The organism is Pseudomonas graminis, assembly GCF_001705435.1.
GTDB classification, from domain to species: Bacteria; Pseudomonadota; Gammaproteobacteria; order Pseudomonadales; family Pseudomonadaceae; genus Aquipseudomonas; species Aquipseudomonas graminis_B.
This window is the reverse complement of the sequence record NZ_MDEN01000055.1, coordinates 126,711-151,332: the sequence shown is the minus strand read 5'-3', so window position 1 is coordinate 151,332 and position 24,622 is coordinate 126,711. Positions and strand designations below refer to the sequence as shown.

24 protein-coding genes and 1 other RNA gene are annotated in these 24,622 nt (G+C 60.4%); 17 read left to right on the top strand and 8 right to left on the bottom strand.

Going from position 1 to position 24,622, the window contains the following annotated elements:
- Positions 1 to 39 precede the first annotated feature (39 nt).
- The 7 genes from BBI10_RS06015 (at position 40) to BBI10_RS05985 (ending at position 8,140) form a co-directional block, all read left to right on the top strand.
- Positions 40 to 744, top strand: a complete 705-nt coding sequence (locus BBI10_RS06015; RefSeq protein WP_065987473.1) for a FadR/GntR family transcriptional regulator — start codon at positions 40 to 42, stop codon at positions 742 to 744.
- Between the two features lie 132 nt (positions 745 to 876).
- A complete protein-coding gene (gene trxA, locus BBI10_RS06010; RefSeq protein ID WP_065987472.1) occupies positions 877 to 1,206 on the top strand; it encodes a thioredoxin TrxA in 330 nt (109 codons plus the stop codon).
- Between the two features lie 228 nt (positions 1,207 to 1,434).
- Positions 1,435 to 2,694 carry a transcription termination factor Rho gene (rho, locus tag BBI10_RS06005; RefSeq protein WP_037016529.1) on the top strand — a complete coding sequence of 420 codons (1,260 nt, stop codon included), beginning with the start codon at positions 1,435 to 1,437 and terminating at the stop codon, positions 2,692 to 2,694.
- A 96-nt stretch (positions 2,695 to 2,790) separates the two neighbouring features.
- Positions 2,791 to 4,749, top strand: coding sequence for an acyltransferase family protein (locus BBI10_RS06000; RefSeq protein WP_065987471.1), 1,959 nt, complete (start codon positions 2,791 to 2,793; stop codon positions 4,747 to 4,749).
- 70 nt (positions 4,750 to 4,819) lie between these two features.
- Positions 4,820 to 6,286, top strand: a complete 1,467-nt coding sequence (ubiD, locus tag BBI10_RS05995; RefSeq protein WP_065987470.1) for a 4-hydroxy-3-polyprenylbenzoate decarboxylase — start codon at positions 4,820 to 4,822, stop codon at positions 6,284 to 6,286.
- On the top strand, positions 6,286 to 7,254 hold the full coding sequence (locus BBI10_RS05990) for a CDP-6-deoxy-delta-3,4-glucoseen reductase (RefSeq protein WP_065987469.1): 969 nt from the start codon (positions 6,286 to 6,288) through the stop codon (positions 7,252 to 7,254). The genes ubiD and BBI10_RS05990 overlap by 1 nt, the downstream gene beginning before the upstream one ends.
- Before the next feature lie 211 nt (positions 7,255 to 7,465).
- Positions 7,466 to 8,140, top strand: coding sequence for a gamma-glutamylcyclotransferase (locus BBI10_RS05985; protein ID WP_065987468.1), 675 nt, complete (start codon positions 7,466 to 7,468; stop codon positions 8,138 to 8,140).
- A gap of 57 nt (positions 8,141 to 8,197) precedes the next feature.
- On the opposite strand, the gene glpT is transcribed toward BBI10_RS05985, so the two are convergent.
- A complete protein-coding gene (gene glpT / locus BBI10_RS05980; RefSeq protein ID WP_065987467.1) occupies positions 8,198 to 9,547 on the bottom strand; it encodes a glycerol-3-phosphate transporter in 1,350 nt (449 codons plus the stop codon).
- Positions 9,548 to 9,844: 297 nt separating this feature from the next.
- On the bottom strand, positions 9,845 to 10,987 hold the full coding sequence (locus tag BBI10_RS05975; RefSeq protein WP_065987466.1) for an acyltransferase family protein: 1,143 nt from the start codon (positions 10,985 to 10,987) through the stop codon (positions 9,845 to 9,847).
- Between the two features lie 243 nt (positions 10,988 to 11,230).
- On the opposite strand from BBI10_RS05975, the gene BBI10_RS05970 reads away from it, so the two are divergent.
- Positions 11,231 to 11,878 carry an energy transducer TonB gene (locus tag BBI10_RS05970; RefSeq protein ID WP_167355774.1) on the top strand — a complete coding sequence of 216 codons (648 nt, stop codon included), beginning with the start codon at positions 11,231 to 11,233 and terminating at the stop codon, positions 11,876 to 11,878.
- A gap of 44 nt (positions 11,879 to 11,922) precedes the next feature.
- On the opposite strand, the gene BBI10_RS05965 is transcribed toward BBI10_RS05970, so the two are convergent.
- The gene (locus BBI10_RS05965; protein ID WP_065987464.1) at positions 11,923 to 12,900 is read right to left on the bottom strand and encodes an NADPH:quinone oxidoreductase family protein; all 978 of its coding nucleotides are present in this window, start codon (positions 12,898 to 12,900) and stop codon (positions 11,923 to 11,925) included.
- Positions 12,901 to 13,035: 135 nt separating this feature from the next.
- Here BBI10_RS05965 and BBI10_RS05960 point away from each other — a divergent pair, with 135 nt between their 5' ends.
- Positions 13,036 to 13,446, top strand: coding sequence for a flagellar basal body-associated protein FliL (locus tag BBI10_RS05960; RefSeq protein ID WP_065987463.1), 411 nt, complete (start codon positions 13,036 to 13,038; stop codon positions 13,444 to 13,446).
- 15 nt (positions 13,447 to 13,461) lie between these two features.
- Here the strand turns inward: BBI10_RS05960 and BBI10_RS05955 are convergent, their stop codons facing one another.
- Positions 13,462 to 13,911, bottom strand: a complete 450-nt coding sequence (locus BBI10_RS05955) for an EVE domain-containing protein (RefSeq protein ID WP_065987462.1) — start codon at positions 13,909 to 13,911, stop codon at positions 13,462 to 13,464.
- Positions 13,912 to 14,105: 194 nt separating this feature from the next.
- Between BBI10_RS05955 and BBI10_RS27120 the strand changes: the two genes are divergently transcribed.
- The gene (locus BBI10_RS27120; protein WP_122534092.1) at positions 14,106 to 14,255 is read left to right on the top strand and encodes a hypothetical protein; all 150 of its coding nucleotides are present in this window, start codon (positions 14,106 to 14,108) and stop codon (positions 14,253 to 14,255) included.
- Positions 14,256 to 14,307: 52 nt separating this feature from the next.
- Here BBI10_RS27120 and BBI10_RS05950 read toward each other — a convergent pair whose 3' ends face one another.
- The 4 genes from BBI10_RS05950 to BBI10_RS05935 all read right to left on the bottom strand — a co-directional run bounded on the left by BBI10_RS05950 (position 14,308) and on the right by BBI10_RS05935 (position 15,778).
- Positions 14,308 to 14,937: a 5-formyltetrahydrofolate cyclo-ligase gene (locus tag BBI10_RS05950; RefSeq protein WP_065987461.1), complete on the bottom strand. Its 630-nt coding sequence runs from the start codon at positions 14,935 to 14,937 to the stop codon at positions 14,308 to 14,310.
- Positions 14,938 to 15,038: 101 nt separating this feature from the next.
- Positions 15,039 to 15,217, bottom strand: a non-coding RNA gene (ssrS, locus tag BBI10_RS05945) — 6S RNA.
- Between the two features lie 31 nt (positions 15,218 to 15,248).
- Positions 15,249 to 15,572 carry a cell division protein ZapA gene (locus BBI10_RS05940; RefSeq protein ID WP_065987460.1) on the bottom strand — a complete coding sequence of 108 codons (324 nt, stop codon included), beginning with the start codon at positions 15,570 to 15,572 and terminating at the stop codon, positions 15,249 to 15,251.
- Positions 15,569 to 15,778: a TIGR02449 family protein gene (locus BBI10_RS05935; RefSeq protein WP_037016503.1), complete on the bottom strand. Its 210-nt coding sequence runs from the start codon at positions 15,776 to 15,778 to the stop codon at positions 15,569 to 15,571. The genes BBI10_RS05940 and BBI10_RS05935 overlap by 4 nt, the downstream gene beginning before the upstream one ends.
- 149 nt (positions 15,779 to 15,927) lie before the next feature.
- Here BBI10_RS05935 and BBI10_RS05930 point away from each other — a divergent pair, with 149 nt between their 5' ends.
- From BBI10_RS05930 to gcvT, 7 genes are all read left to right on the top strand, one after another.
- Positions 15,928 to 16,485 (top strand): YecA family protein, encoded by a 558-nt coding sequence (locus tag BBI10_RS05930; RefSeq protein ID WP_065987459.1) that lies wholly within the window; start codon positions 15,928 to 15,930, stop codon positions 16,483 to 16,485.
- A gap of 81 nt (positions 16,486 to 16,566) precedes the next feature.
- Entirely contained in the window at positions 16,567 to 17,901 is a 1,335-nt protein-coding gene (gene pepP, locus BBI10_RS05925; protein WP_065987458.1) for a Xaa-Pro aminopeptidase, read from the top strand.
- The gene (gene ubiH / locus BBI10_RS05920) at positions 17,898 to 19,085 is read left to right on the top strand and encodes a 2-octaprenyl-6-methoxyphenyl hydroxylase (RefSeq protein WP_065987457.1); all 1,188 of its coding nucleotides are present in this window, start codon (positions 17,898 to 17,900) and stop codon (positions 19,083 to 19,085) included. Before pepP ends, ubiH begins: the two co-directional genes overlap by 4 nt.
- Before the next feature lie 49 nt (positions 19,086 to 19,134).
- Positions 19,135 to 20,355, top strand: coding sequence for a 2-octaprenyl-3-methyl-6-methoxy-1,4-benzoquinol hydroxylase (locus tag BBI10_RS05915; RefSeq protein ID WP_065987456.1), 1,221 nt, complete (start codon positions 19,135 to 19,137; stop codon positions 20,353 to 20,355).
- A 280-nt stretch (positions 20,356 to 20,635) separates the two neighbouring features.
- Positions 20,636 to 21,637, top strand: coding sequence for an extracellular solute-binding protein (locus BBI10_RS05910; RefSeq protein ID WP_065987455.1), 1,002 nt, complete (start codon positions 20,636 to 20,638; stop codon positions 21,635 to 21,637).
- A gap of 124 nt (positions 21,638 to 21,761) precedes the next feature.
- Complete coding sequence (locus tag BBI10_RS05905) at positions 21,762 to 23,378, top strand: ABC transporter permease (protein ID WP_065987454.1); 1,617 nt, start codon at positions 21,762 to 21,764, stop codon at positions 23,376 to 23,378.
- 154 nt (positions 23,379 to 23,532) lie between these two features.
- Positions 23,533 to 24,615 (top strand): glycine cleavage system aminomethyltransferase GcvT, encoded by a 1,083-nt coding sequence (gene gcvT, locus BBI10_RS05900; RefSeq protein WP_065987453.1) that lies wholly within the window; start codon positions 23,533 to 23,535, stop codon positions 24,613 to 24,615.
- The last annotated feature ends 7 nt before the right edge of the window (positions 24,616 to 24,622 follow it).

Sequence of the window (24,622 nt, the reverse complement as noted above, 5' to 3'; positions counted from 1 at the left end):
ACAAGGGATTTTTCCTACGGTTTCCACACCTTGATCGCCATGCATCCGAGCCCTGTAGCTGTGCCTGAAGCCGCCTTCCAGGCGATCCGCAAACTGATCGCCGAGCAGGGCTATGTGCCCGGCGACAGCCTGCCGTCTCAGCGGGATCTGGCGATTCGGCTGGGCGTCAGTCGGGCTTCGTTGCGTGAGGCCCTGTCATCATTGAGCGCCTTGGGGTTGGTCAGTGTGCAGCCCGGCAAAGGCGTATTCGTACAGGCGGTTTCTGAACCACAACGGAGCACGGACGGATTTTCCTGGCCGTATGCAGCGCACGCATCACCTGCTGAGACTTTTCAGCTGCGCTATGCGCTGGAAGGGTTTGCCGCCGGACTTGCAGCGGTCACGCTGACGGCGGATGAGCGCGATGTTCTGGAGGATAACGTCGAAGCCATGCGCCTTGAACTCAAGGCAGGGGATTTTGACTGCGCGGCGCGGCTGGACTTCGATTTCCACCGGCGCATCCTCATCGCCAGTGGCAATCAGGCGATTCTGGGGATTATCACCACCAGCGCCGATATTTTTCTGGAGAGCCAAAAGCTGCCTTTTATTCGCGCGGGCAGGGCCATGGAAACCTGGCAGGAGCATCGCAAGATCCTGCGGGCGCTGGCGCGAAACGCGTCTGGCCCGGCGCAGAAAGCCATGCAGGAGCACATCCGCGGCGCTGCGTTGCGCACCGGCATCGTGTTTGTCGCACCTTCCGGCTAAACATCTGCAATTTCTGCAATTAAGGCAACCGCGCCGGGTCATAGCTAGAGACAATGAACCTCGACTTCCTGTCACCGCGTGACACAGTTATGATGGCCCACGTTTTTTTGCCTATGACCTCGGAGAAATCTCATGAGTAACGACCTGATCAAACACGTCAGCGACGCGAGCTTCGACGCCGATGTCCTGAAGGCTGCCGGCCCTGTACTGGTGGATTACTGGGCTGAATGGTGTGGCCCATGCAAGATGATTGCCCCGGTTCTGGATGACATCGCTGGCACTTACGAAGGCAAGCTGACCATCGCCAAGCTGAATATCGACGACAACCAGGAAACACCGGCCAAGCACGGCGTTCGTGGTATCCCGACCCTGATGCTGTTCAAGAACGGCGAAGTCGCGGCAACCAAGGTCGGCGCACTGTCCAAGTCACAGTTGCAGGCGTTCCTCGACGCCAACATCTGATGACGATATAGCCCCGCAAATCGCGGGGTTTTTTTCGGGCGTCGTACTAGACGCTCAGAAAATCAAGTGGTACATTCGGCCCCGCAACGGCTTCTCCGTTGCCCCCTGCTAGCCGTCGCCGACCGTCTCCTTTCGATTTGCACGCGATCCTGTCGCCTTCTCTGCGGCGCGGCCTCATTAAGCCAAAAGCTTAATTTCCCCCTCCATACATGATTACGTCATTCCTATATGAACCTGACTGAACTCAAGCAAAAGCCTATTACCGATCTGCTCGAAATGGCCGAACAGATGGGCATTGAAAATATGGCCCGTTCGCGCAAGCAGGACGTGATTTTCTCCCTGCTGAAGAAACATGCGAAAAGCGGCGAGGAAATCTCGGGTGACGGCGTGCTGGAGATCCTCCAGGATGGCTTCGGCTTCCTCCGTTCTGCAGACGCCTCCTACCTTGCCGGCCCAGACGACATTTACGTCTCGCCGAGCCAGATCCGCCGCTTCAACCTGCGCACGGGCGACACCATTGTCGGCAAGATCCGTCCGCCGAAGGAAGGCGAGCGTTACTTCGCACTGCTCAAGGTCGACACCATCAACTTCGACCGTCCAGAAAACGCGAAGAACAAGATTCTGTTTGAAAACCTGACGCCGCTGTTCCCGACCATTCGCATGAAGATGGAAGCCGGTAACGGTTCCACCGAAGACCTCACCGGTCGCGTCATCGATCTGTGTGCTCCGATCGGTAAAGGTCAGCGCGGTCTGATCGTTGCTCCGCCAAAAGCGGGCAAGACCATCATGCTGCAGAACATCGCGTCGAACATCACGCGCAACAACCCTGAAGTCCATCTGATCGTTCTGCTGATCGATGAGCGTCCGGAAGAAGTCACCGAGATGCAGCGCACCGTGCGCGGCGAAGTGGTTGCTTCTACCTTCGACGAGCCACCTACCCGTCACGTGCAGGTCGCCGAAATGGTGATCGAAAAGGCCAAGCGCCTGGTCGAGCACAAGAAGGACGTGGTCATCCTGCTCGACTCCATCACCCGTCTGGCTCGCGCCTACAACACCGTCATTCCGAGCTCCGGCAAGGTCCTGACCGGTGGTGTCGATGCGCACGCCCTCGAGAAGCCAAAGCGTTTCTTCGGTGCGGCACGTAACATCGAAGAAGGTGGCTCGCTGACCATCATCGCCACCGCGCTGGTTGAAACCGGCTCGAAGATGGACGAAGTGATCTACGAAGAATTCAAAGGCACCGGCAACATGGAGCTGCCTCTGGATCGCAAGATCGCAGAGAAGCGCGTCTTCCCGGCCATCAACATCAACCGCTCCGGCACACGCCGCGAAGAGTTGCTGACGGCCGACGACGAGTTGCAGCGCATGTGGATCCTGCGCAAGCTGCTGCATCCTATGGATGAGGTCGCGGCCATCGAGTTCTTGATCGACAAGCTGAAACAGACCAAGACCAACGATGAGTTCTTCCTGTCGATGAAGCGCAAGTAACACCCTGCGCTGAACCGACCGTAGAAAAATGGTGTCCTTCTGGACACCATTTTTTTTGACCTTTTCTGTAGATCTCTCCCGTAGACAAGGAGCGTCATGCACACGTTTGGCAATCGCCGTGATATCGATGGGCTGCGGGCCCTGGCCGTGGTCCCGGTGCTGTTGTTTCACTTCGGTCTGGGCCTGAGCGGCGGCTTCGTCGGCGTCGACGTGTTTTTCGTCATCTCCGGCTACCTGATCACGTCTATCATCTTCCGCGAGATCAGCGCGGGGCGATTCAGCTTCGTCGATTTCTGGGCCCGTCGCGCGCGGCGTATCGTCCCTGCCGTGACCGTTGTCGTGCTGGCCACGTTGGCGTTTGGCTGGATATTGCTGACGCCCAAGGACTACGCCGAGCTGGGCCGGGAAGTGCGGTATCAGTCGATGTTCATGTCCAACCTGCTGTTCATGCGGCAGGACGGCTACTTCGATTCCGCGTCAGATTTCAAACCGCTTCTTCACACCTGGTCGCTGGCGGTGGAGGAGCAGTACTACATTTTCTTCCCGCTGCTGATGGTGCTGGCGACGCGGTACGTGCGGCACTGGCGCTGGTTGCTGCTCGGCCTGCTGGTGCTGTCGTTCGGGCTGAACATCTGGGCGATCAAGCACAAACCCGAGGCAGCATTCTTTCTGCTGCCGATGCGTGCATGGGAACTGCTGTGCGGGGCGATGCTGGCCGTCGCCCCTGCGCCTAGACGCCCGCTGCCGAGCTGGATGTATCAAACGGTCAGTTTGAGCGGTTTTGCGGCGGTCGTGTTGGCGATGCTGAGTTTTGACAAAACCACGCAATTCCCCGGCTGGGCGGCGCTGCTGCCTGTGATGGGCACCACAGCGATGATCTGGGCCAACGGTCATCCCGCGTCATGGGTCGGGCGTTTTCTGAGCATCAAACCGCTGGTGGCAATCGGGCTTATCTCCTACTCGCTGTACCTGTGGCATTGGCCTATTCATGTCTATGCCAATGCAATTTCAGCTGACGGAATTTCTGACCTTGAAGCGATTGGCTGGATCCTTCTGACCGGCGCGCTTGCCTGGATCAGCTGGCGCTTTGTCGAGCTGCCATTCCGTGAACGCCGCGTGCTGGCCGGCCGCAAGCCGGTACTGATGGGCGGACTGCTGACGCTGGCCGTATTGGCGCTGATGGGGCAGGCGGTGCGCTCCAGTGACGGCGTACCGCAACGCCTGTCCGGCCAGGCCCTGCAATATGCGCAGTCGCGGGAGTGGAGCGCCGGGCAGATGGACTGTTTCCTGCTCGGATCAAAGCACAGCGAAGGTCTGGACAAGCTCTGTCGGGCGGGTGGCAATGCCGATGCCGCGCCGTCCCATCTCGTCTGGGGCGACAGTCATGCGGCAGCCCTGTGGCCAGGCGTCAGAAGCGCGGCCGAGCAAGTCCATGTGCCTGTCTGGCTGGCAAGCATGAGCGGATGTCCGCCGCTGGTCAGCACCGCAACAAGCAAGCGCTGTCAGGACTTCAACGCCCTGAACGTCGAGCGCGTTCGAGCACAGAAAATCCCTGACGTGACGCTGGCCGCGCGCTGGAGTTTGTACATCTACGGCCTGGAAGACGGCAACAAAAGCAACGTGCTGCTGAAACACGAATCCATTCCCCGAAACGAAGCGTATTTCGCCGATGCTTTGAAAGCGCAGATCGCTGAATTGCGAGCAGCGGGGGCGCAGGTCTGGTTGTTCAAGGAAGTGCCGCAGCAGCGCAAGGGCACCATCGAGCGATTGAGCAGCCTGGCGAGGGTTGGACGTTCGGCTGCAGAGGTCGGGCGTCCGGCTGCGGAGCTTGATGGGCGGCAGGCGTTTATCAACCACCTGTTCGACACCCTCAGCCGTGCGGATGCAGGCATTCACCTGATCGACCCTAAACCGCTGCTGTGTGAGGGCGGTCTGTGCCGTGCCGAAGTTGATGGGCGTTCGCTGTACAAGGACGAAGATCACCTGTCGGACCTGGGCGGCGAGAAGATGCAACTGCTGTTCGCGCCGCTGTTGCGCGAAACACCGCGCATTTGAGTTGGACACAAGCTGCCCTCTGCGGTCAGAGCAGGTAGGATGTGCATCTATTTGGTGAGTGGCCGGGTTAATGAAATTCAAGGATCTACGGGATTTCGTGCAGCAGCTTGAGCAGCGCGGAGAGTTGAAACGCATTCAGGTGCCCATTTCCCCTGTACTGGAAATGACCGAGATCTGCGACCGGACCCTGCGCAACAAGGGGCCGGCGCTGCTCTTCGAAAAGCCGACGGGTTTCGACATCCCGGTGCTTGGCAACCTGTTTGGCACGCCCGAGCGCGTCGCTATGGGCATGGGCGCCGAGTCGGTGTCCGAACTGCGGGAAATCGGCAAGCTGCTGGCTTTCCTTAAAGAGCCCGAGCCGCCCAAGGGCTTGAAAGACGCTTGGTCCAAGCTGCCCATCTTCAGAAAAGTGATCGCCATGGCGCCGAAAGTCGTCAAGGACGCGCCGTGTCAGGAGATCGTGATCGAGGGCGACGACGTCGACCTTGGCATGCTGCCCGTGCAGACCTGCTGGCCCGGCGATGTCGGCCCGCTGATTACGTGGGGGCTGACGGTCACTCGCGGGCCCAACAAAGAACGGCAGAATCTGGGTATCTATCGCCAGCAGGTGATCGGCCGCAACAAGGTGATCATGCGCTGGCTCAGCCACCGCGGCGGCGCGCTGGATTTCAGGGATTGGTGCAACAAGCACCCGGGTCAGCCATTCCCGGTGTCCGTGGCCTTGGGCGCTGACCCCGCCACCATTCTGGGCGCCGTCACGCCGGTGCCCGACAGCTTGTCCGAATACGCATTCGCCGGCCTGCTGCGTGGCAACCGTACCGAACTGATCAAGTGCCGTGGCAACGACCTCCAGGTCCCCGCCAGCGCCGAAATCGTCCTTGAAGGGGTGATTCATCCCGGCGAAATGGCCGACGAGGGTCCGTACGGCGACCACACCGGCTACTACAACGAGGTCGACAGCTTCCCGGTCTTCACGGTCGAGCGCATCACCCACCGCATCAAGCCGATTTACCACAGCACCTACACGGGCCGGCCGCCTGACGAGCCGGCCATCCTGGGCGTTGCGCTAAACGAAGTCTTCGTGCCGATTCTGCAGAAGCAGTTCCCGGAAATCGTCGACTTCTACCTGCCGCCCGAGGGTTGCTCGTACCGCATGGCGGTCGTGACGATCAAGAAGCAGTACCCCGGCCATGCCAAGCGCGTGATGCTGGGGGTCTGGTCGTTTTTGCGACAGTTCATGTACACCAAGTTCGTTATCGTCACCGACGACGACATCAATGCCCGTGACTGGAATGACGTCATCTGGGCGATCACCACGCGCATGGACCCCAAGCGCGACACGGTGATGATCGACAACACGCCAATCGACTACCTCGACTTCGCCTCGCCGGTGTCCGGTCTGGGCTCGAAAATGGGGCTCGATGCCACCCATAAGTGGCCGGGCGAAACCACCCGTGAATGGGGTCGCGCTATCGTCAAGGACGAAGCGGTGACCCGCCGGATCGATGAAATCTGGACTCAGCTGGGAATTGATTGATGCGTGTAACTTTGCAGCCCTCGGGCGCGGTCATCGAGACATTGCCAGGCGAACGGATCCTCGACGCCGCCCAGCGTCTGGGCTATGAATGCCCTCAGAGCTGTCGCAACGGCAATTGCCACATCTGTTCCGCGCTGCTGGTTGAAGGCAGCGTCGAGCAGGCCGGAGAGATCCGCAACCACGGCGAAATCTACACGTGCCTGGCGGTGCCGCAGGAAGACTGCGTTGTGCTGTGGGACAGCGTGCTGGCGCTCGGCGAGCTGCCGGTGCGTACGTTCGCCTGCCAGGTCAGCGAGTGTGTTGAAGTCGGCGGCGATGTCTGGCGCGTGATGCTCCGTGCGCCTGCCGGCAAGCCGCCGCGTTATCACGCCGGTCAGTACCTGATGATCCATCGGGACGACGGCGAAAAATCGGCGTTTTCCATGGCGTCAGCGCCGGAGAGCGGGCGCGATCTCGAAATTCACGTCCTCGCCCGCGAGGCCAGTGCGCAAAACCTGATCAAGCAGCTGCGGCGCGAGGGCATGGCGCGGGTTGACTTGCCCTTCGGCGATACTCATCTGGGCGAATTGCCCGATGGCCCGCTGGTATTGATTGCGGCAGGCACCGGTATGGGGCAGATGCACAGCCTGATCGAGCATTGCCGCGCCAAAGGTTTCCCCTATCCGGTGCATGTGTATTGGGGAATGCGCCGTCCGGAAGATTTCTACCAGCTCACGCATTGGGAGGAGTGGCAGACGCTGCCTAATCTGTTCCTGCACAGGATCGTCAGTGATCTGTGCGGTTGGGAAGGGCGCTGCGGCATGCTGCATGAGGCGGTTTGCGAGGACTTCAGCGATCTGAAGCCGCTTTATGTGTATGCCAGCGGCTCCCCGGCCATGGTCTATTCGACCCTCGATGCGCTGGTGCTGGCGGGCATGGATGCGCATCAGATGCGTGCCGATGTGTTCGCGTATGCGCCGAGGCCCTGAAGCGCAGCCACTCGCCGGGCTGGATGTGGACAGCGTATTGCATGGCTGTTTGTCAGATATCGGCTTTTCCGGCGTGACCCGTGCGCCGGTGGCCGAGTCACAACGTCACACTGCCTGCGATGCCGTCTGATTGTTCATTCGTTGTTGCCAGACCCGTTTCATGAGTGTTCAGCGTTGCACCGGCGTCAGCCTTGCCGGTGGGGGGAACCAGATGGGGAATCAAATCAATATCCTGGCGGAAGCTGTCCATGATGGCTTGGGGTTGTCCTACCCGCCGGTCATCGATCTTGGGCCGAAACTGAGCCGCGAGCAGCTTCTTGCCTCCATCCACGCCACGATGAGCCGTCACAAGGGCGGCCCGATCTGGTTGTTCGCATACGGATCATTGATCTGGCGACCCGAGTGCAGCGCCGTCGAGCGTCAGCGCGGACGGGTCCACGGCTATCATCGCGGTCTCTATCTCTGGTCCCACGAACACCGTGGCACGCCCGAGCAGCCAGGGCTGGTATTCGGTCTGGACCGCGGCGGCTCCTGCAGCGGATTCGCCTACCGGTTGCCCGAAGACAATATCGACGAGTCCCTGCTGGCGTTGTGGCAGAGAGAAATGCCGTTCCCGTCCTACCGCCCGCACTGGCTCAACTGCCGACTTGAAGACGGCACCAAGGTGCAGGCGCTGGGATTTGTGCTGGAGCGGCATCTGCCGAGTTACGCCGGGAACCTGCCCGACAGCGTGCTCACCCAGGTGCTGGCCAATGCCAGCGGCCGATACGGGACCACGTGGGAATACGTCGAGCAAACCATCCGCGCACTGCGCACCCACGCCATGCCGGACCTGAGCCTGGAAGCGCGGTTCAAGCGGTGCAGGCCGGTGTTGTTGGCGATATAGCTTCTGGTCCGAATAAGGCTTGATCATTGCACTGACCAAGCCCTTTTCGTTTGAGACTTAAGCTATCTCCTCTCGCGACTGGCTCGCCACCCGCGTATGCCGCAGCGTCGGTATCAGGAACGCTATTGCGAGGATGCAAGCGGACACCAGCAGCACGAAGCCGCCGTCCCAGCCGAAGTGGTCGACCGTGTAACCCATCAGCGCGCTGGCGGCGACCGAGCCACCGAGATAGCCGAACAGGCCGGTGAATCCCGCTGCGGTGCCGGCGGCTTTCTTCGGTGCCAGCTCAAGGGCCTGCAAGCCGACCAGCATGACCGGGCCGTAAATCAGGAAGCCGATCGAGACCAGCGCAATCATGTCGACGGTGGGGTTGCCGGGCGGGTTGAGCCAGTAGACCAACGTCGCAACGGTCACCATTGCCATGAACACGATGCCGGTCAGGCCACGGTTGCCACGAAAGATCTTGTCGGACATCCAGCCGCACAGCAGCGTGCCCGGAATGCCTGCCCACTCATAAAAAAAGTAGGCCCACGAGGTCTTGTCGACGTCGAAGTGCTTGGCTTCTTTCAAGTACGTTGGCGCCCAGTCCAGCACGCCGTAACGCAGCAGGTAAACGAATACGTTGGCCAGCGCGATGTACCAGAGCATTTTGTTACGCAGGACGTATTTGACGAAGATCTCTTTGGCGGTGAATTCCTCTTCGTGGCTCGCGTCGTAGCCTTCCGGGTAGTCGTTCTTGTAGTCCTCGACCGGCGGCAAGCCCACGGACTGTGGGGTGTCGCGCATGGTGACGAAGGCGAACAGGGCGACGAACAGGGCAACCGCCGCAGGCACGTAGAACGCGGCGTGCCAGTCGTTGGTCCAACCCAGCCCGAGCAGGAACAGCGGGCCGATCAAGCCACCACCGACGTTGTGCGCCACATTCCATACCGAGACCACGCCGCCACGCTCCTTCTGCGACCACCAGTGCACCATCGTGCGTCCGCTCGGCGGCCAGCCCATGCCTTGGGCCCAGCCATTGATGAACAGCAGAATGAACATGATGGTTACGCTGGACGTCGCCCAGGGTGCGAATCCGAACACGAACATCACCAGCGCGGAAATCACCAGTCCGAATGGCAGGAAGTAGCGCGGGTTGGAGCGATCCGACACCAGCCCCATCAGGAATTTCGACAGCCCGTACGCAATGGCAATCGCTGAGATCGCGAGGCCCAGTTGGCCACGGGTATATCCCTCGTCGATCAGGTAGGGCATGGCCAGCGAGAAATTCTTGCGCAGCAAATAGTAGCCGGCGTAGCCGAAGAAGATGCCGGCGAAAATCTGCCAGCGAAGGCGGCGGTAGGTAGAGTCGACACGCTCCTCAGGCAGCGGAGCCTGATGTGCGGCAGGACGGAAAAAGGCAAACATCGGGACACTCCATTTATTTTATTGTTATGCGAATCCGAATATTACATTTTCGTTACAGAAAATAGGAAGGCTTCTCATCGGATAAAAAGGACGTAAACACGGGCCGAGAGGGAATTCCTTTGCGAACATCGCATCCGGGATGTCGGGAGGCAGTCAGTGATCGACGTTTGCGCAGAAGCGTTCATTAGCGGGATGTTCGCCCGAAGAAGTTGCTCACCGGTGCAGCATGGCCAGCTGGGCGAACGAGGTGTTCAGTTCGCCATCGGCCAGCCAGCATCGGTGACCCGTTACCGAATCTTAAGCGTTCGGCAGGGTTGCTTTAGCGCTCGGGGGTGCCTTGCGCAGGAACGGATGTTCGATGCACCAGTACGTCGCGACGCTGATGCTGCTGGTCAGCAGGATGATCAGCGGTAAATACAGCGCGTAACTGAGTGGATCCGGTGTGGTGAAGTCATACATGCCCAGCAAGCTGAACGCGCTGTAGATGACGATGCCGTGCAGCAGGTAAATGCTGAAGCTGGCCTCGCCCAAAATCTTCAATCCTCGAATCTCCAGCAACCCGTGCAAGCTGTTGCCGAGCACAAACAGCGCAAACGGAATGCCGAGGATCAGCATCTGCAGCGTCGAATACGATTTGAGCTTCATGCAGATCAGCAGTATCACGACCGCAACCAACGTGCAGCGCACGCCCGTGAAGTCGATTCGCCACTGGCGCATCCGGTCTTCAAACACCGCCACTGCGATGCCGACAGCGAACAGTTTGATGAACCGGTTGTGAAAGTGATGGTGGTATTCGCCCCACAGGCACGCCAGCACAATCAGCGAGGCGACGACAGCTATGCCGGGGAGCTTGCGCCGAAGCAGGCAATACAGCACCGGCAGCGACAGATAGAAAACTGCTTCATAGAGCAGCGTCCACTGCACCGAGGCGTTGATACGCACGGTGTCCGTAAAACCATTGATGGGGCTGCCGATTAAAATCACCCACCGGCCGAGCGACTTGATGGTGTCTATGATCGGCGCGCTGATGCCTGCTGACTGGTACAGCGCGATGGCCGTAATCAGCGCGACGCTGAAGAGGTACATCGGGAAAATCCGCCGTAACCGTGACGACAGGATCTGCCGCCATTTCGGCTCGCTTCGGTAAATCTTCGCGGTAAACAGATAGCCCGTGATCATGAAAAACAACGACACCGGCACCGTGCCCATGTTGTTCAGCACGCGGCTGTCCGTGGTTTCCCAGACCCCGTTGACGTGCCAGTAATAACTGACGATGAAGTGATGAACGATGACTGCGGTTGCGAGCACGCCACGCAGGCCGTCCAGCGACGAAACGCGGTGGAGCGCGTCTTGGGAGAGGATCGGTAAACGCTGAGTGGCGAGGCAAAATACCGCGATCGACAGCGCGTACAGCGAGATCAAAATCAGAGTGACGGTCATCAATATTGGGTCCGCAATTCGTATTGGAGTCGATACCGAATGAGGGCCCGTTCGGTATGTATCGGGCGTGAAATATACGGAACACATCGGGCGCCGTCGCGGGTTGTTTAGCGAGGCGTTGATTTTGGGATCGATCCTACGCAGCTCTGGGAAGTCATGAGCTATTGCCGCCGCAGCCCAACACACAAACTGCGCGCCGGCCTTTTGCACTCAAGCAGGGGGCACACAGGAAGAAGCGCGCAGGTGACGGCAGTGATGAGCAGGTGGGTTTTATGGGTGATGCTTGCGGTGTGTATCAAGGTTCATGCAGACGAGCGCAGTGTTGAGTTTGATTACCGCAGGGCGCCCGCCTGGCCGTATTCGCTTTCAAAATCGGGAGTATCCGGGTGGGTCGTCTACAACCTGAAGGCGCACCACGATGGAAAGGTTTCCGCGCCTGAGGTGCTGGACAGCTCGCACCCTCTGTTTTCCCTCTCCGTAGTAAACATTGCGCCGACATGGCGCGTAAAACCCTGGGTGGTCAGTGATCAGCGTCCGGCAGTTATCTCGCTGCGGCAGGAGCATTACTTCGTCCACCCGCGTGAAGGAAATGCCCCCGTGCCCTGGCTTCATCGCAGCCTGCGACACATGACCTGCGCCCGATTCAACAAGCGACTGGACGACTTCCAGCAAAACTCATCCGGTCTTGAAGAGATCGACATGAGCGTGTTCCGGCACACCTTCAAAGTGCTGGCGAGGGTCGCCACTTACCGCAGGCTGTCCGACGAGCGACGGTTCGCGCTGGGGGATGCGCTGGCAGATGCAGCTCCGGAGATCATTCAGCGATGCCGGGTGAATCCGGAACTGCGTTACAAGGACGTGTTACCTGATCAAGTGAGGATGATGCTGTGAGCGCGTGGTCAGCCCTTTCAGATTGGAAGCGACCCTGATACACGCTACCTGACCCTCACCACCACCTTGCCCACCGCCTTGCGCTGCGCCAACGATTCAATCGCTTCTGCCGCCTGCTCCAGCGGGTAAACCTTCGACACCAGCGGCTTCAGCTTGCCCTCGCTGAACCAGGTGAACAGTTGCTGGAAATTCGCCGCGTTGTCCTGGGGCTGGCGTTGGGCAAATGAGCCCCAGAACACACCTACAACCGAGGCCCCTTTCAACAGCGCGAGATTGACCGGCAGCTCAGGAATGCAGCCACTGGCGAAACCGACGACCAGCAGTCGCCCGTTCCAGGCGATGCCCCTAACGGCCTGATCAAAAAGGTCGCCGCCCACCGGGTCATAGATCACATCGACGCCGTTACCGTTGGTGAGGCGTTTGATTTCATCCTTGAGATTGCTTTCGCTGTAGTTGATTACCTCGTCGGCGCCTGCGTTTTTGGCGACCTCCAGCTTTTCTGCGCTGCTGGCGGCGGCAATCACGCGAGCGCCCATGGCTTTGCCGATCTCGACGGCCGCCAGGCCGACACCCCCGGAGGCGCCGAGCACGAGGAGCGTCTCGCCCGCTTGCAGATTGGCGCGCTGTGTGAGGGCGTGCATGGACGTGCCGTAGGTCATGCTGAAGGCGGCGGCGGTGGTGAAGTCCATCGTTTCGGGGATGGGCAGGACGTTGTAAGCGGCCACGACGATCTGTTCAGCGAAGCTGCCCCAGCCTGTCAGCGCCATTACCCGGTCACCGACACGCACATGGCTGACCTTTTCACCGACAGCGGTCACGATACCCGACGCTTCACCTCCAGGCGAAAACGGAAAAGGCGGCTTGAACTGGTATTTGCCTTCGATGATCAGCGTGTCCGGGAAGTTGACCCCGGCAGCGTGCACGTCCAGAAGAATCTCGTTTTTCTTCGGCTCCGGGCTGGGGATTTCCTCCAGCACCAGATCTGCAGCGGGACCGAAGGCTTTACAAAGCACGGCTTTCATCGAGGGCTATTCCTTTTTCGGGGATGGCCGATAAGTACAGGTAGCGAGGTTGTGGGGTCAATGAGCATGGCCCGGCCTGATAGGCGTGCATAAGCTGAAGTAAGCTATGCGGCAAAACGGATTGAGGAGCGGACTGTGAAAGCGTGGATTTTGATGTTGATGGCATTGTCGATGCCGGTTGTGGCGCTGGCAGAAGAGGGCGGCGAGAAGGAAGATCCGAACAAGGTTTCCTACGTGGCGTTGACGCCACCCTTCGTAGGCAACTACTCACTGGATGGCGGCCCGAAACTGCACGTCTATAAGGCCGACGTCGCCTTGCGCGTGACCGGCGCCGAAGCGCAGAAGCTGGTGAAGCAGAACGAGCCGCTGATTCGCAATCAGCTGGTGGCGCTGTTCACTCAGCAAACGGTCGACAGCATGGGCAACGTCGATGCCAAGGAGAAACTGCGTCAGGAAGCCCTGAAGCAGACCCAGCAAGTGCTGACCCAGGAAACCGGCAAGCCCGTGGTTGATGACCTGCTGTTCAACAACTTCATTGCCCAATAACGCCGCGTTCTGAACTCAGCGCAGGCCCAGCACGGCGGCCCATTGTTCGTCCGTCACCGGCATGACGGACAAGCGGCTGCCTTTCTGCACCAGGGGCATCTGCTCCAGTGCGGCTTGTTGCTTCAGAAAACTCAGGCTCAGCACGGTGGGAAACGCGTCGACGAATGCCACATCAAGGGCGCTCCAGGGGTTTTTCTGGTCGGTGGCCTTGGCGTCGAAGTAGTGGCTTTTTTCGTCCAGCGCAGTGGGATCAGGATACGCGGCCTTGACGATTTCTCCGATGCCGGCGATCCCGGGCTCGGGGCAGCTGGAATGGTAGAAAAAGAACTGATCGCCCACGGCCATCGCGCGCATAAAGTTGCGGGCCTGGTAGTTGCGTACACCGTCCCAGCGCGTCTGCCCGAGCTTTTTCAGCCCGCTGATCGAGAGCTCGTCGGGCTCGGATTTCATCAGCCAATAGGCCATTTATAAGGTTCCTGAACAGGTATTGGGAAAGTTGTCCTACGATTTGATGACAAACCGACAGTCGGCTGGCGCCAGTATTTGCGTGTTGCGTCACGTTGCCGCAGAATGCCGGCATTTTAAGGGCTGCACTATCTGGCGGCCTTGTTTAAACGTTATCGATTTCAGATTCTGATTCGTTACAAAGGGGACGATGAATGCGACGCAAGCCGGATGTACTGTGGATTTTGGCAATTTTGTTCGGCTTGGGAATCGTTACCACCGGTTATGCGCAAAGTCTGTGGGCTGCCAAGGCAGACGCGCCGGTTGAAATCACTCAGCAACAGCAGCCACAGCTCCGCCGCTAAACCGCTTTTTCGCAGCGCGCTTTTTTTCACCCAAGCGCGCATTGCTGATGATTCACCCCGCCATATACCAACGCGTACCCGTCACCGTTCCTGCCAACGGAACATCCCAACTGGCGACCGCCAGCTTCCCGACTTTCTGACACTCGTGGGCCAGTCCCAGCAGCACCGGCTTGCGCCAGGTTTTACGACGCGCGAGATAAGCCAGGCTGCGGTCGTAAAAGCCGCCACCCATCCCAAGACGTCCCCCTTCCGGATCGAACCCCACCAGCGGCATCAGCACCAAGTCGAGCGTCCAGATCTTGCGCTGTCGCCTGGCATTGGTACGTGGCTCCGGGATGCGGAACCGGTTCGGCTTGAACGTCTCCCCGAGGCGCACGCGCTGAAACACCATTTTGGTTCGAGGCCAGGCACTGAGCACCGGCAGGTACGTGGTCTTGCCGCGTTTTTGAGCAGCACGGAGGAGCAGGCGCGGGTCGATTTCACCGTCCATCGGAAGGTAGAGCGAAACGTGACGGGCGCGGCGAAACAGCGGGTTTTGCGCCAGTTGACGGTACAGGCCCTGCGCCGCCTGTCGCTGTTCTGCCGGGCTGAGCGCGCGACGATTATGGCGAAGAAGCCGACGCAACTTTGGTCGAGAGAGGCTTGAAGGATCTGGAAGGGGAGCGGCGCCGGATGAGGTCATGCTGGCGGGTCCGTGAGGCGTTGGATAGTGATGTCGTGGAATCAGGCAGATTCACGATGCCCACCGCCAGACGGGGCGCCTGGCGATGGGTAGAAGGTTCGAGACTCCCCGACGAACCGCTGTCGGTGTAGCCCTTGAACCCGAAAGTTCAAGGTGGAGATTGCAGGAGGTTTTAAGGCTTTCCGTCGAGCGGACATGCACACCAACCCCAACGTGCAACCCCCGTGGTTGTGCGTATCGGCTCAGGGACATGACCGACTGGCAAGCACTCCAGGGAGCGGTCGCAAGTATACCCAATCATGTCCGAACAATCAGCCTTGTGCTTTATCCGAATCCGTGGCAAGGACCAGGTCTACACGGTCCAGCAAATCGCGAACCTGCTCACTGTTGGCACCATTGGCCTGGGCCTTTGCGGGTGGCAGTTCCTGTTTGTGCAGAAGGTCATGGGTAATATTCAGTGCGGCCATCACCGCAATACGGTCGGCGCCGATGACTTTGCCGCTGCTGCGGATCTCGCGCATTTTGCCGTCCAGATAACGCGCGGCGCTGACCAGATTGGTGCGCTCCTCTTGCGGGCAGATGATCGAATATTCTTTGTCGAGGATTTGCACGGTGATGCTGTTGCCATTACTCATGAGTCTTGCTCCAGGGCCTTGAGGCGCGAAATCATGGACTCGACCTTTTGCCGGGCGATTTCGTTTTTTTCAATGAGTTGAGCGCGTTCCTCGCGCCAGGATTTTTCCTGAGCTAATAGGAGTCCGTTTTGACTTTTTAGTTGCTCGACACGATTGATCAATAACTCCAGTCGAGCCATCAGCGCTTGCAGGTCGTTGTCTTCCATTGTTTTCCACTGATTACTTTCAGATGAGTGGTGCAGGCGCTGGCGTCTGGATTCGCCCCGGACATCGCCTGATAGCTTGGGCGCGTCTGCCGGTGCTACGATACAAGGCCTTCATTCTAGACATTGCGCCGCTTGGCGCCTAGTTGCCCATGCCTATTCAGAATTCCCCGTACAACGGCTTCGCCGCCCTGCTTGCCAGCAGTGGTCATCATGTATCTCCTGCCGAATTGCACGGCCTCTTGCTGGGCCGCAGTTGCGCCGGCGCAGGCTTCGATGCAGAAGAGTGGCTGTCCGACGCTCATCTGCTGCTGGAAACAGAGCCAGACGACAAAGTGCGTCAGGCCCTGATCGGCCTGCAGGCAATGGTCAAAAGCGAACTGACCGGTGACGACATGACCGTCGTGTTGCTGTTGCCCGGTGATGATGAGCCCCTGGCTGCACGCACCGCCGCCATGGCCCAGTGGTGCCAGGGTTTCCTCAGTGGCTTTGCCCGGGTGGGTGGCCAGTCACTGAGCGATGATGCCAGGGACGTGCTGCAAGACTTGGCCGCCATCGCGCAGGTTTATGACGCGCTGGACGAGTCCGAAGATGGCGAGAGCGACTACATGGAAGTCATGGAGTACCTGCGCGTTGCGCCGTTGCTGCTGTTCACCGAGTTCAACCAGAAAACCGATGCTGACGACGAAGCCAAGCCTTCTTTGCACTGACAGCGCGTCATCGCGGCTTCCGCCATGCCGCCCTTGCGCGGCGGTGGCCGAAGCGCATCTCCCGGAGAACCGCACTTGCCCATGATTCATATCCCGAAAGCCGAATATGCCCGCCGCCGCAAGGCGTTGATGGAGCAGATGGAGCCCAACAGCATCGCCATCCTGCCAGCGGCGGCTGTGGCGATTCGAAATCGGGACGTCGAGCATGTGTACCGCCAGGACAGCGACTTTCAGTACCTGAGTGGCTTCCCCGAACCGGAAGCGGTGATCGTGCTGATCCCTGGCCGCGAGTACGGTGAGTACGTCCTGTTCTGTCGCGAACGCAATCCCGAGCGCGAGTTGTGGGACGGCCTGCGCGCGGGCCAGGACGGCGCGATGCGCGAGTACGGCGCCGATGATGCCTTCCCTATCACCGACATCGACGACATCCTGCCCGGCCTCATCGAGGGTCGCGATCGGGTGTATTCGTCCATGGGCAGCAATCCTGAATTCGACCGCCATGTGATGGAGTGGATCAACGTCATCCGTTCCAAGGCGCACCTGGGTGCGCAGCCGCCCAAAGAATTCGTTGCGCTGGATCACTTGCTTCACGACATGCGCCTGTATAAATCGGCGGCCGAAGTGAAGGTGATGCGTGAGGCCGCGCAGATCTCGGCCCGTGCCCATGTGCGAGCCATGCAGGCCAGTCGCGCCGGGCTGTACGAGTTCAGCCTGGAAGCGGAGCTTGATTACGAATTCCGCAAGGGCGGCGCGAAGATGCCGGCCTATGGCTCCATCGTCGCCTCGGGGCGCAACGCCTGCATCCTGCATTACCAGGAGAACGACGCGCCGCTCAAAGACGGTGACCTGGTACTGATCGATGCCGGTTGCGAGATCGACTGTTACGCCAGTGACATTACCCGTACCTTCCCGGTAAGCGGCAAATTCTCCGCCGAACAGAAGGCGATTTACGAGGTGGTGCTCAAATCCCAGGAAGCGGCGTTTGCAGCAATCAAACCCGGAAATCACTGGAATCAGGCCCACGAGGCTACGGTTCGAGTCATCACCGAAGGGCTGGTTGAGCTGGGGCTGCTGCGAGGCGCGGTGGATGAACTGATTGCTGCCGAAGCGTACAAAGCTTTTTACATGCACCGCGCCGGACACTGGCTGGGCATGGACGTGCACGACGTCGGCGAATACAAGGTTGGCGGAGAGTGGCGTGTTCTGGAGGCCGGGATGGCGCTGACGGTCGAGCCCGGCATTTATGTGTCCCCGGACAATCAGACCGTCGCCAAAAAGTGGCGCGGGATTGGCGTGCGAATCGAGGATGACGTCGTGGTAACCAAAAAAGGCTGTGAAATCCTGACGGGCGATGTGCCAAAAACCGTTGCCGAGATCGAGGCCCTGATGGCCGCAGCACGAACCCAAGCCGCATGAGCCGCTTTAATCTGGCCATCGTGGGTGGCGGACTGGTCGGCGCAAGCCTGGCCCTGGCCCTGCAAGCCGGGGCGAAGGCGCGAGGCTGGAAAATCGTCCTGATCGAGCCGTTTGCGCCCGGCGACACGTACCAACCCAGCTACGACGCGCGCTCTTCAGCGCTGTCTTTCGGCGCGCGGCAGATCTACGAGCGCCTGGGCCTGTGGCAGCAGATCAGCCGCCGCGCCGAGCCGATCCTCAAAATTCACGTTTCCGACAAAGGCCGGTTTGGCGCCGCGCACCTGTCTTCGATGGAAGAAGGCGTTCCGGCCCTGGGCTACGTGGTTGAAAACGCCTGGCTGGGCCAATGCCTGTGGCAGGCGCTGGACAAGGATGTGATCAGTTGGCGGGTCCCGGCCGAAGTCACGCAGATGCAGGCGCTGCCCGATGGCTACCAACTCACGCTCAATGACGAAACTCAGCTAACCTGCGACCTGGCGGTGCTGGCCGATGGCGGCCGTTCCAGCCTGCGCGAGCAGTTGGGCATTGCCGTGCGACACACGCCATACGATCAAAGCGCGCTGATCGCCAACATCACGCCGGGAGACCCACACGGTGGTGAGGCCTTCGAGCGGTTTACCGAAAATGGCCCCATGGCGTTGCTGCCGCTTCCGGATAATCGTTGCGCGCTGGTCTGGACGCGCACCGGCGATGACGTTCAACGGCTGATGGCGCTGGACGACCGAAGCTTCCTGGAAGAACTGCAGGGCGTCTTCGGCTTCCGGCTGGGCGCACTGAAGCAAGTGGGGGTGCGCCACAGCTATCCGCTGGCGCTGATCGAGGCCGAAGAGCAGATCCGCTCCCATCTGGTGGTGCTCGGCAATGCCGCCCACAGTCTTCATCCGATTGCGGGGCAGGGCTTCAACCTGTCGCTGCGTGATGCCGCCTCCCTGGCCGAGGCGCTGCTGGCCAGTAATGCACCGCTGGGCGAGCTGTCGACGTTGCAGGTGTATCGCGAGCGCCAGCGGGTTGATCAAAAACTGACCGTCGGCTTTTCCGATCAGGTCACCCGGTTGTTCAGCAGTCAGCAGTCGGTCGTGACTGCAGGCCGCAATCTGGGCCTCCTGGGCCTGGATCTGTTGCCTTCGGCCAAGAGCTGGTTCGCCCGTCAGGCCATGGGCCTGGGAACGCGAAGCGATGTCTGAACACTCCATTCATTCGTGGCCTTCGCCACAGTCGAGAACGATTTAAAGCATGGAAACGCGCGCAGATCTGCTGATTGTCGGGGCCGGAATGGTGGGGAGTGCGCTCGCGCTGGCGCTGCGAGACAGTGGGCTGAACATCCTTGTGGTGGATGGCGGTCCCCTGACGGTCAAACCGTTCGTGGCTGATGCCCCCTTCGAAGCCCGGGTCAGTGCGTTGTCCATCGCCAGTCAGCGCATTCTTGAGCGGCTTGGCGTCTGGGATGGCATCGTTGCGCGTCGCGTCAGCCCCTACAGCGACATGCACGTGTGGGATGGCAGCGGCACGGGCAAGGTGCATTTTTCTGCTTCCAGCGTTCACGCTCAGGTGCTTGGGCACATCGTCGAAAACCGCGTGGTGCAGGATGCGTTGGTCGAACGTCTGCATGCCAGCGACATCGGCTTGTTGGCAGACGTGCGTCTGGAGCAGATGCGTCACTCCGGCGATGACTGGCTCCTGACGCTCTCCGACGGCCGCACATTGCGTGCGCCGCTGGTGGTGGCCGCCGATGGCGCCAACTCGACCGTACGACGCATGACCGGCACCGCGACGCGGGAGTGGGACTACCTGCACCACGCCATCGTGACGAGCGTGCAAACGGCGGACTCCCACCGTAAAACCGCCTGGCAGCGCTTCACTGACAGTGGCCCGCTGGCCTTTTTGCCGCTCGACCGAGAGGGTGAGCATTGGTGCTCCATCGTCTGGTCGGTGACGCCGGAGCAATCCGAGCGTTTGATGAAGCTCGACGACGAACGCTTCTGCCGTGAGCTGGAGAATGCGTTCGAAGGCCGTCTCGGACCGGTGATTTCTGTTGATCCGCGGCTTTGCGTGCCGCTGCGTCAACGCCACGCCAAGCGCTACATAGCGCCCGGCCTTGCGCTGATCGGCGATGCCGCGCACACCATCCATCCGTTGGCGGGGCAGGGCGTCAACCTGGGCTTTCTCGACGCAGCGGTGCTGGCCGAAGTGCTGCGCGGTGCGGTGGAGCGCGGCGAACGTCTGGCCGATGAGCGCGTGTTGAGCCGTTACGAGCGTCGGCGCATGCCGCATAACCTGACCTTGATGGCGGCGATGGAAGGCTTCGAGCGACTGTTCCAGGCTGACGCGCTGCCGGTTCGTCTGTTACGCAACGCCGGGCTGAAGATGGTCGATCGTTCGGCAGAGGCCAAAGCGTTGTTCGTGCGCCAGGCCTTGGGCCTGACCGGGGACCTCCCGACGCTGGCACGGCTCTGACAACACGGCACTTTCTGTCCGCGCGCTTCACCGTGGGACCGGCTTTAGCCGGAAAAGCGCCATTCGTTACGCCGCGAATCTGATGGCGTTCAAGCTGGCCTCTTCCCGGCTGAAGCCGGTCCCACTGTAACTGCGCGTGCGTTCAGTGGTTCCGGGTGTGGCACCGCCGGCACCTCGCAACATCCGGTAACGCCTCAATCCTGACTTCGGTTGAGATGGCAGATGCGATTCACTACCATTTCGCCTCGTTTTTCCCCTCTCTCGAATCAGGAGAACCTGCATGCAGGCTAGCAAGCGTCTTTTGGCTGCCCTGGCATTAACCGTGCTCGGCAGCACCGCCCAGGCCGCAGATGAAGTGGTGGTGTATTCCTCCAGAATCGATGAGCTGATCAAACCGGTGTTCGATGCCTACACCGCCAAGACCGGCGTGAAGGTCAAATTCATCACCGACAAGGAAGCGCCGCTGATGCAGCGCATCAAGGCCGAGGGCCAGAACGCAACGGCTGACCTGCTGCTCACCGTCGACGCGGGCAACCTCTGGCAAGCTGAGCAAATGGGCATCCTGCAGCCGTTCACTTCGCCGGTCATCGACGCCAACATTCCGTCCCAGTACCGCTCTTCCACCCACAGCTGGACCGGCCTGAGCCTGCGCGCGCGGACCATTGCCTACTCCACCGATCGCGTCAAACCTGCAGAACTCACCACCTACGAAGCCCTGGCCGACAAACAGTGGGAAGGCCGTCTTTGCCTGCGTACCGCCAAAAAGGTCTACAACCAGTCGTTGACCGCCACGCTCATCGAAACCCATGGCGCCGAGGCGTCAGAGAAGATCCTCAAGGGCTGGGTGAATAACCTGTCGACCGACGTGTTTTCCGATGACATCGCGGTGCTGGAAGCCATCAATGCCGGCCAATGCGACGTCGGTATCGTCAACACCTACTACTATGGTCGCTTGCACAAGGATAATCCGGATCTTGCCGTGCGCCTGTTCTGGCCCAACCAGTCGGATCGTGGCGTGCACGTCAATCTTTCCGGCATTGGCCTGACCAAATACGCGCCCCATCCAGACGCCGCCAAAGCACTGGTGGAGTGGATGACAGGCCCTGAAGCTCAGACGATATTCGCCGGCACCAATCAGGAATTCCCGGCTAACCCGAAAGTGGCGCCTTCTGAAGAAGTGGCGAGCTGGGGCGCATTCAAGGCGGACACGATCCCGGTTGAAGTGGCCGGTCGGCGGCAGGCCGAGGCGATTCGCATGATGGACCGCGCTGGCTGGAACTGATCTTTCGCGAAAGAAGGCCGGGTTAACGCCGGCTTTGCATCCTGACAAAGACCCTGTGGGAGCGCCACCCCGGTCACTCCCACCGAGGGCTTCGGCAACCCGCAACTCTCCATGAGTAACCCCCTTGGCCCACTCCCCCCAGCGTCGCTGGTACCCCCTGGTTTTCAGCATTGCCGCGCTGGTGCTGCTGCCGTTAAGCGTTCTGCTGTTTTCCTGGCAAACCATCGATCAGCAGATATGGTCCCACCTCTGGGAAACCCAGATGCCGCGGTTGCTGGGCAACACCCTGACGTTGGTGATTGGCGTGGGGCTGGGCGTCACGCTGCTGGGCGTGAGTCTGGCGTGGCTGACGGCGCTTTGTGAGTTTCCAGGGCGCCGCTGGCTGGACTGGGCACTGATGCTGCCGTTTGCCATCCCGGCATATGTGCTGGCGTTTGTCTTTGTGGGTTTGCTGGATTTCGCAGGCCCGGTGCAGACGCTGCTGCGCGAGTGGTTCGGTTCCGGCCTGCGTCTGCCGCGAGTGCGCTCCACCGGCGGCGTGATTATCGTGCTGGTGCTGGTGTTCTATCCCTACGTGTATCTGTTGGCGCGCACGGCATTTCTGGCACAGGGCAAAGGCCTGATGGAGGCCGCGCGCATTTTGGGGCAGTCGCCCTGGCAAGCGTTCTGGCGCGTGGCATTGCCCATGGCACGGCCGGCGATCGGTGCCGGTGTCGCGTTGGCGTTGATGGAAACCCTGGCGGATTTCGGCGCGGTGTCGGTGTTCAACTTCGACACCTTCACCACTGCGATCTACAAAACCTGGTATGGCTTCTTCAGCCTGTCGAGCGCCGCGCAACTGGCGAGCCTGCTGCTACTGGCCGTCATGGTCCTGCTGTACGGCGAGCATCGCGCGCGGGGGGCGAGCCGGCCAAGCAACGAGCGCCCGCGGGTCAAGGCCCTCTATCACCTGCACGGATTAAAAGCCGCCGCCGCCAGCACGTGGTGTGGACTGGTGTTCGCCTGCGCGTTTGTGGTGCCGCTGTTGCAGTTGATTGTCTGGGTCTGGCAGCGCGGGCGTTTCGACCTCGACGAGCGCTACGCCGGGTTGATTCTGCACACGCTTTATCTGGGCGGCATCGCTGCGCTGGTCACGGTCTGCGTGGCGATGATCCTTGTGTTTGCCCGGCGTCTCGCCCCCACCCGCGCCATCCGCTCGGGCGTCAGCGTCGCCAACATTGGCTATGCGCTGCCCGGCTCGGTGCTGGCGGTGTCGATCATGTTGGCGTTCAGTTATCTGGACCGGGAACTGGTCGTGCCCTTATCCAGCTGGCTGGGCGGCGCTGGCCGACCGTTGCTGCTGGGCAGCCTGGGGGCGCTCGTGCTTGCGTATCTGGTGCGTTTTATCGCGGTCGCGTACGGGCCGCTCGAGAACAGCCTGTCGCGGATTCGCCCGTCACTGCCCGAAGCCGCGCGCAGTCTGGGGGTCAGCGGGCCGCGATTGTTTTTCAGGATTTATCTGCCGCTGCTCATACCCGGCACGTTGAGCGCTGCGCTGCTGGTCTTCGTCGACGTCCTCAAGGAAATGCCCGCCACGCTGCTCATGCGCCCGTTTGGCTGGGACACGCTGGCCGTGCGCGTCTTCGAAATGACCAGCGAAGGTGAGTGGGCGCGTGCGGCTTTGCCTGCGCTGACCCTGGTGCTGGTCGGGCTGCTCCCGGTCATCGGTTTGATCAGACGTTCGGCCAAGCCGATTGGTTAGGTGCGGGGTCCCAACCTTGCGGCTACAATGCGCCGCAATCGACTCGGTCTGTCAGACAATTCCTCAGATTAGCAAAGGTTCCAGACCCCAATTCACGGGGGATTTGCGGGATTGCCATTGACCGCGTCTTCGCCACGCCCGGAAGGAGAAACCCATGGGACAGCGTACGCCCCTCTTTGACCTGCACCTCGCGCTTGGCGCGAAGCTCGTCGATTTTGGTGGTTGGGACATGCCCTTGCACTACGGCTCCCAAGTTGAGGAGCACCATCAGGTGCGCCGGGACTGCGGGATTTTCGACGTGTCGCACATGCATGTGCTCGACGTATCCGGCAGTCAGGCCAAGCCCTGGCTGCAGCATCTGCTGGCCAACGACGTCGGTAGATTGCAACAGACCGGGCAGGCGCTTTACAGCGCAATGCTCGACACCCACGGCGGTATCGTCGACGACATGATCGTCTACCTGACCGACGAGGGTTATCGACTGGTGGTCAACGCAGCCACCGGCGACAAGGATCTGGACTGGATGAACGCCAACCTTGCCGGCTTCGACGTGCGCGTCAAGCACCGCTCGGAGCTTGCGATGCTCGCCATTCAGGGACCGAACGCCCGGCAGAAGATCGGCGAACTGGTCAATCAGGAACGCACCGCGCTTATCCACACCCTCAGACCCTTCGAAGGTCAGCAGGAAGGCGACTGGTTCATCGCCCGCACGGGTTACACCGGTGAGGACGGACTGGAGATCATCCTGCCAGCCACCGAAGCCTGCAGTTTCTTCAACGACATGGTCGGCGCCGGCATTTCCCCGATCGGACTGGGCGCACGCGATACGCTGCGTCTGGAAGCGGGCATGAACCTGTATGGTCAGGAAATCGACGAGCAGGTCTCGCCGCTGGTCTCCAACATGGCCTGGACGGTGGCGTGGATGCCTGAAGAGCGCGAGTTCATCGGGCGCTCTGCACTCGATGCGGAGCGAAAGCGAGGCATCTCATCAAGGCTTGTAGGACTGGTCCTCGAAGAGCGGGGCGTTTTGCGCGCTCATCAGGTCGTCCGGATAGCGGAAGTTGGCGAAGGAGAGATCACCAGTGGTAGTTTCTCTCCTACGCTAAGCAAGTCGATCGCGCTGGCGCGAGTGCCGATGGCCACCGCTGACCGTGCCGAGGTGGAAATCCGGGGCAAGTGGTACCCGGTCCGAGTGGTTCGACCCGCATTCGTGCGTCACGGCAAGGCCCTGATATAACCTGATT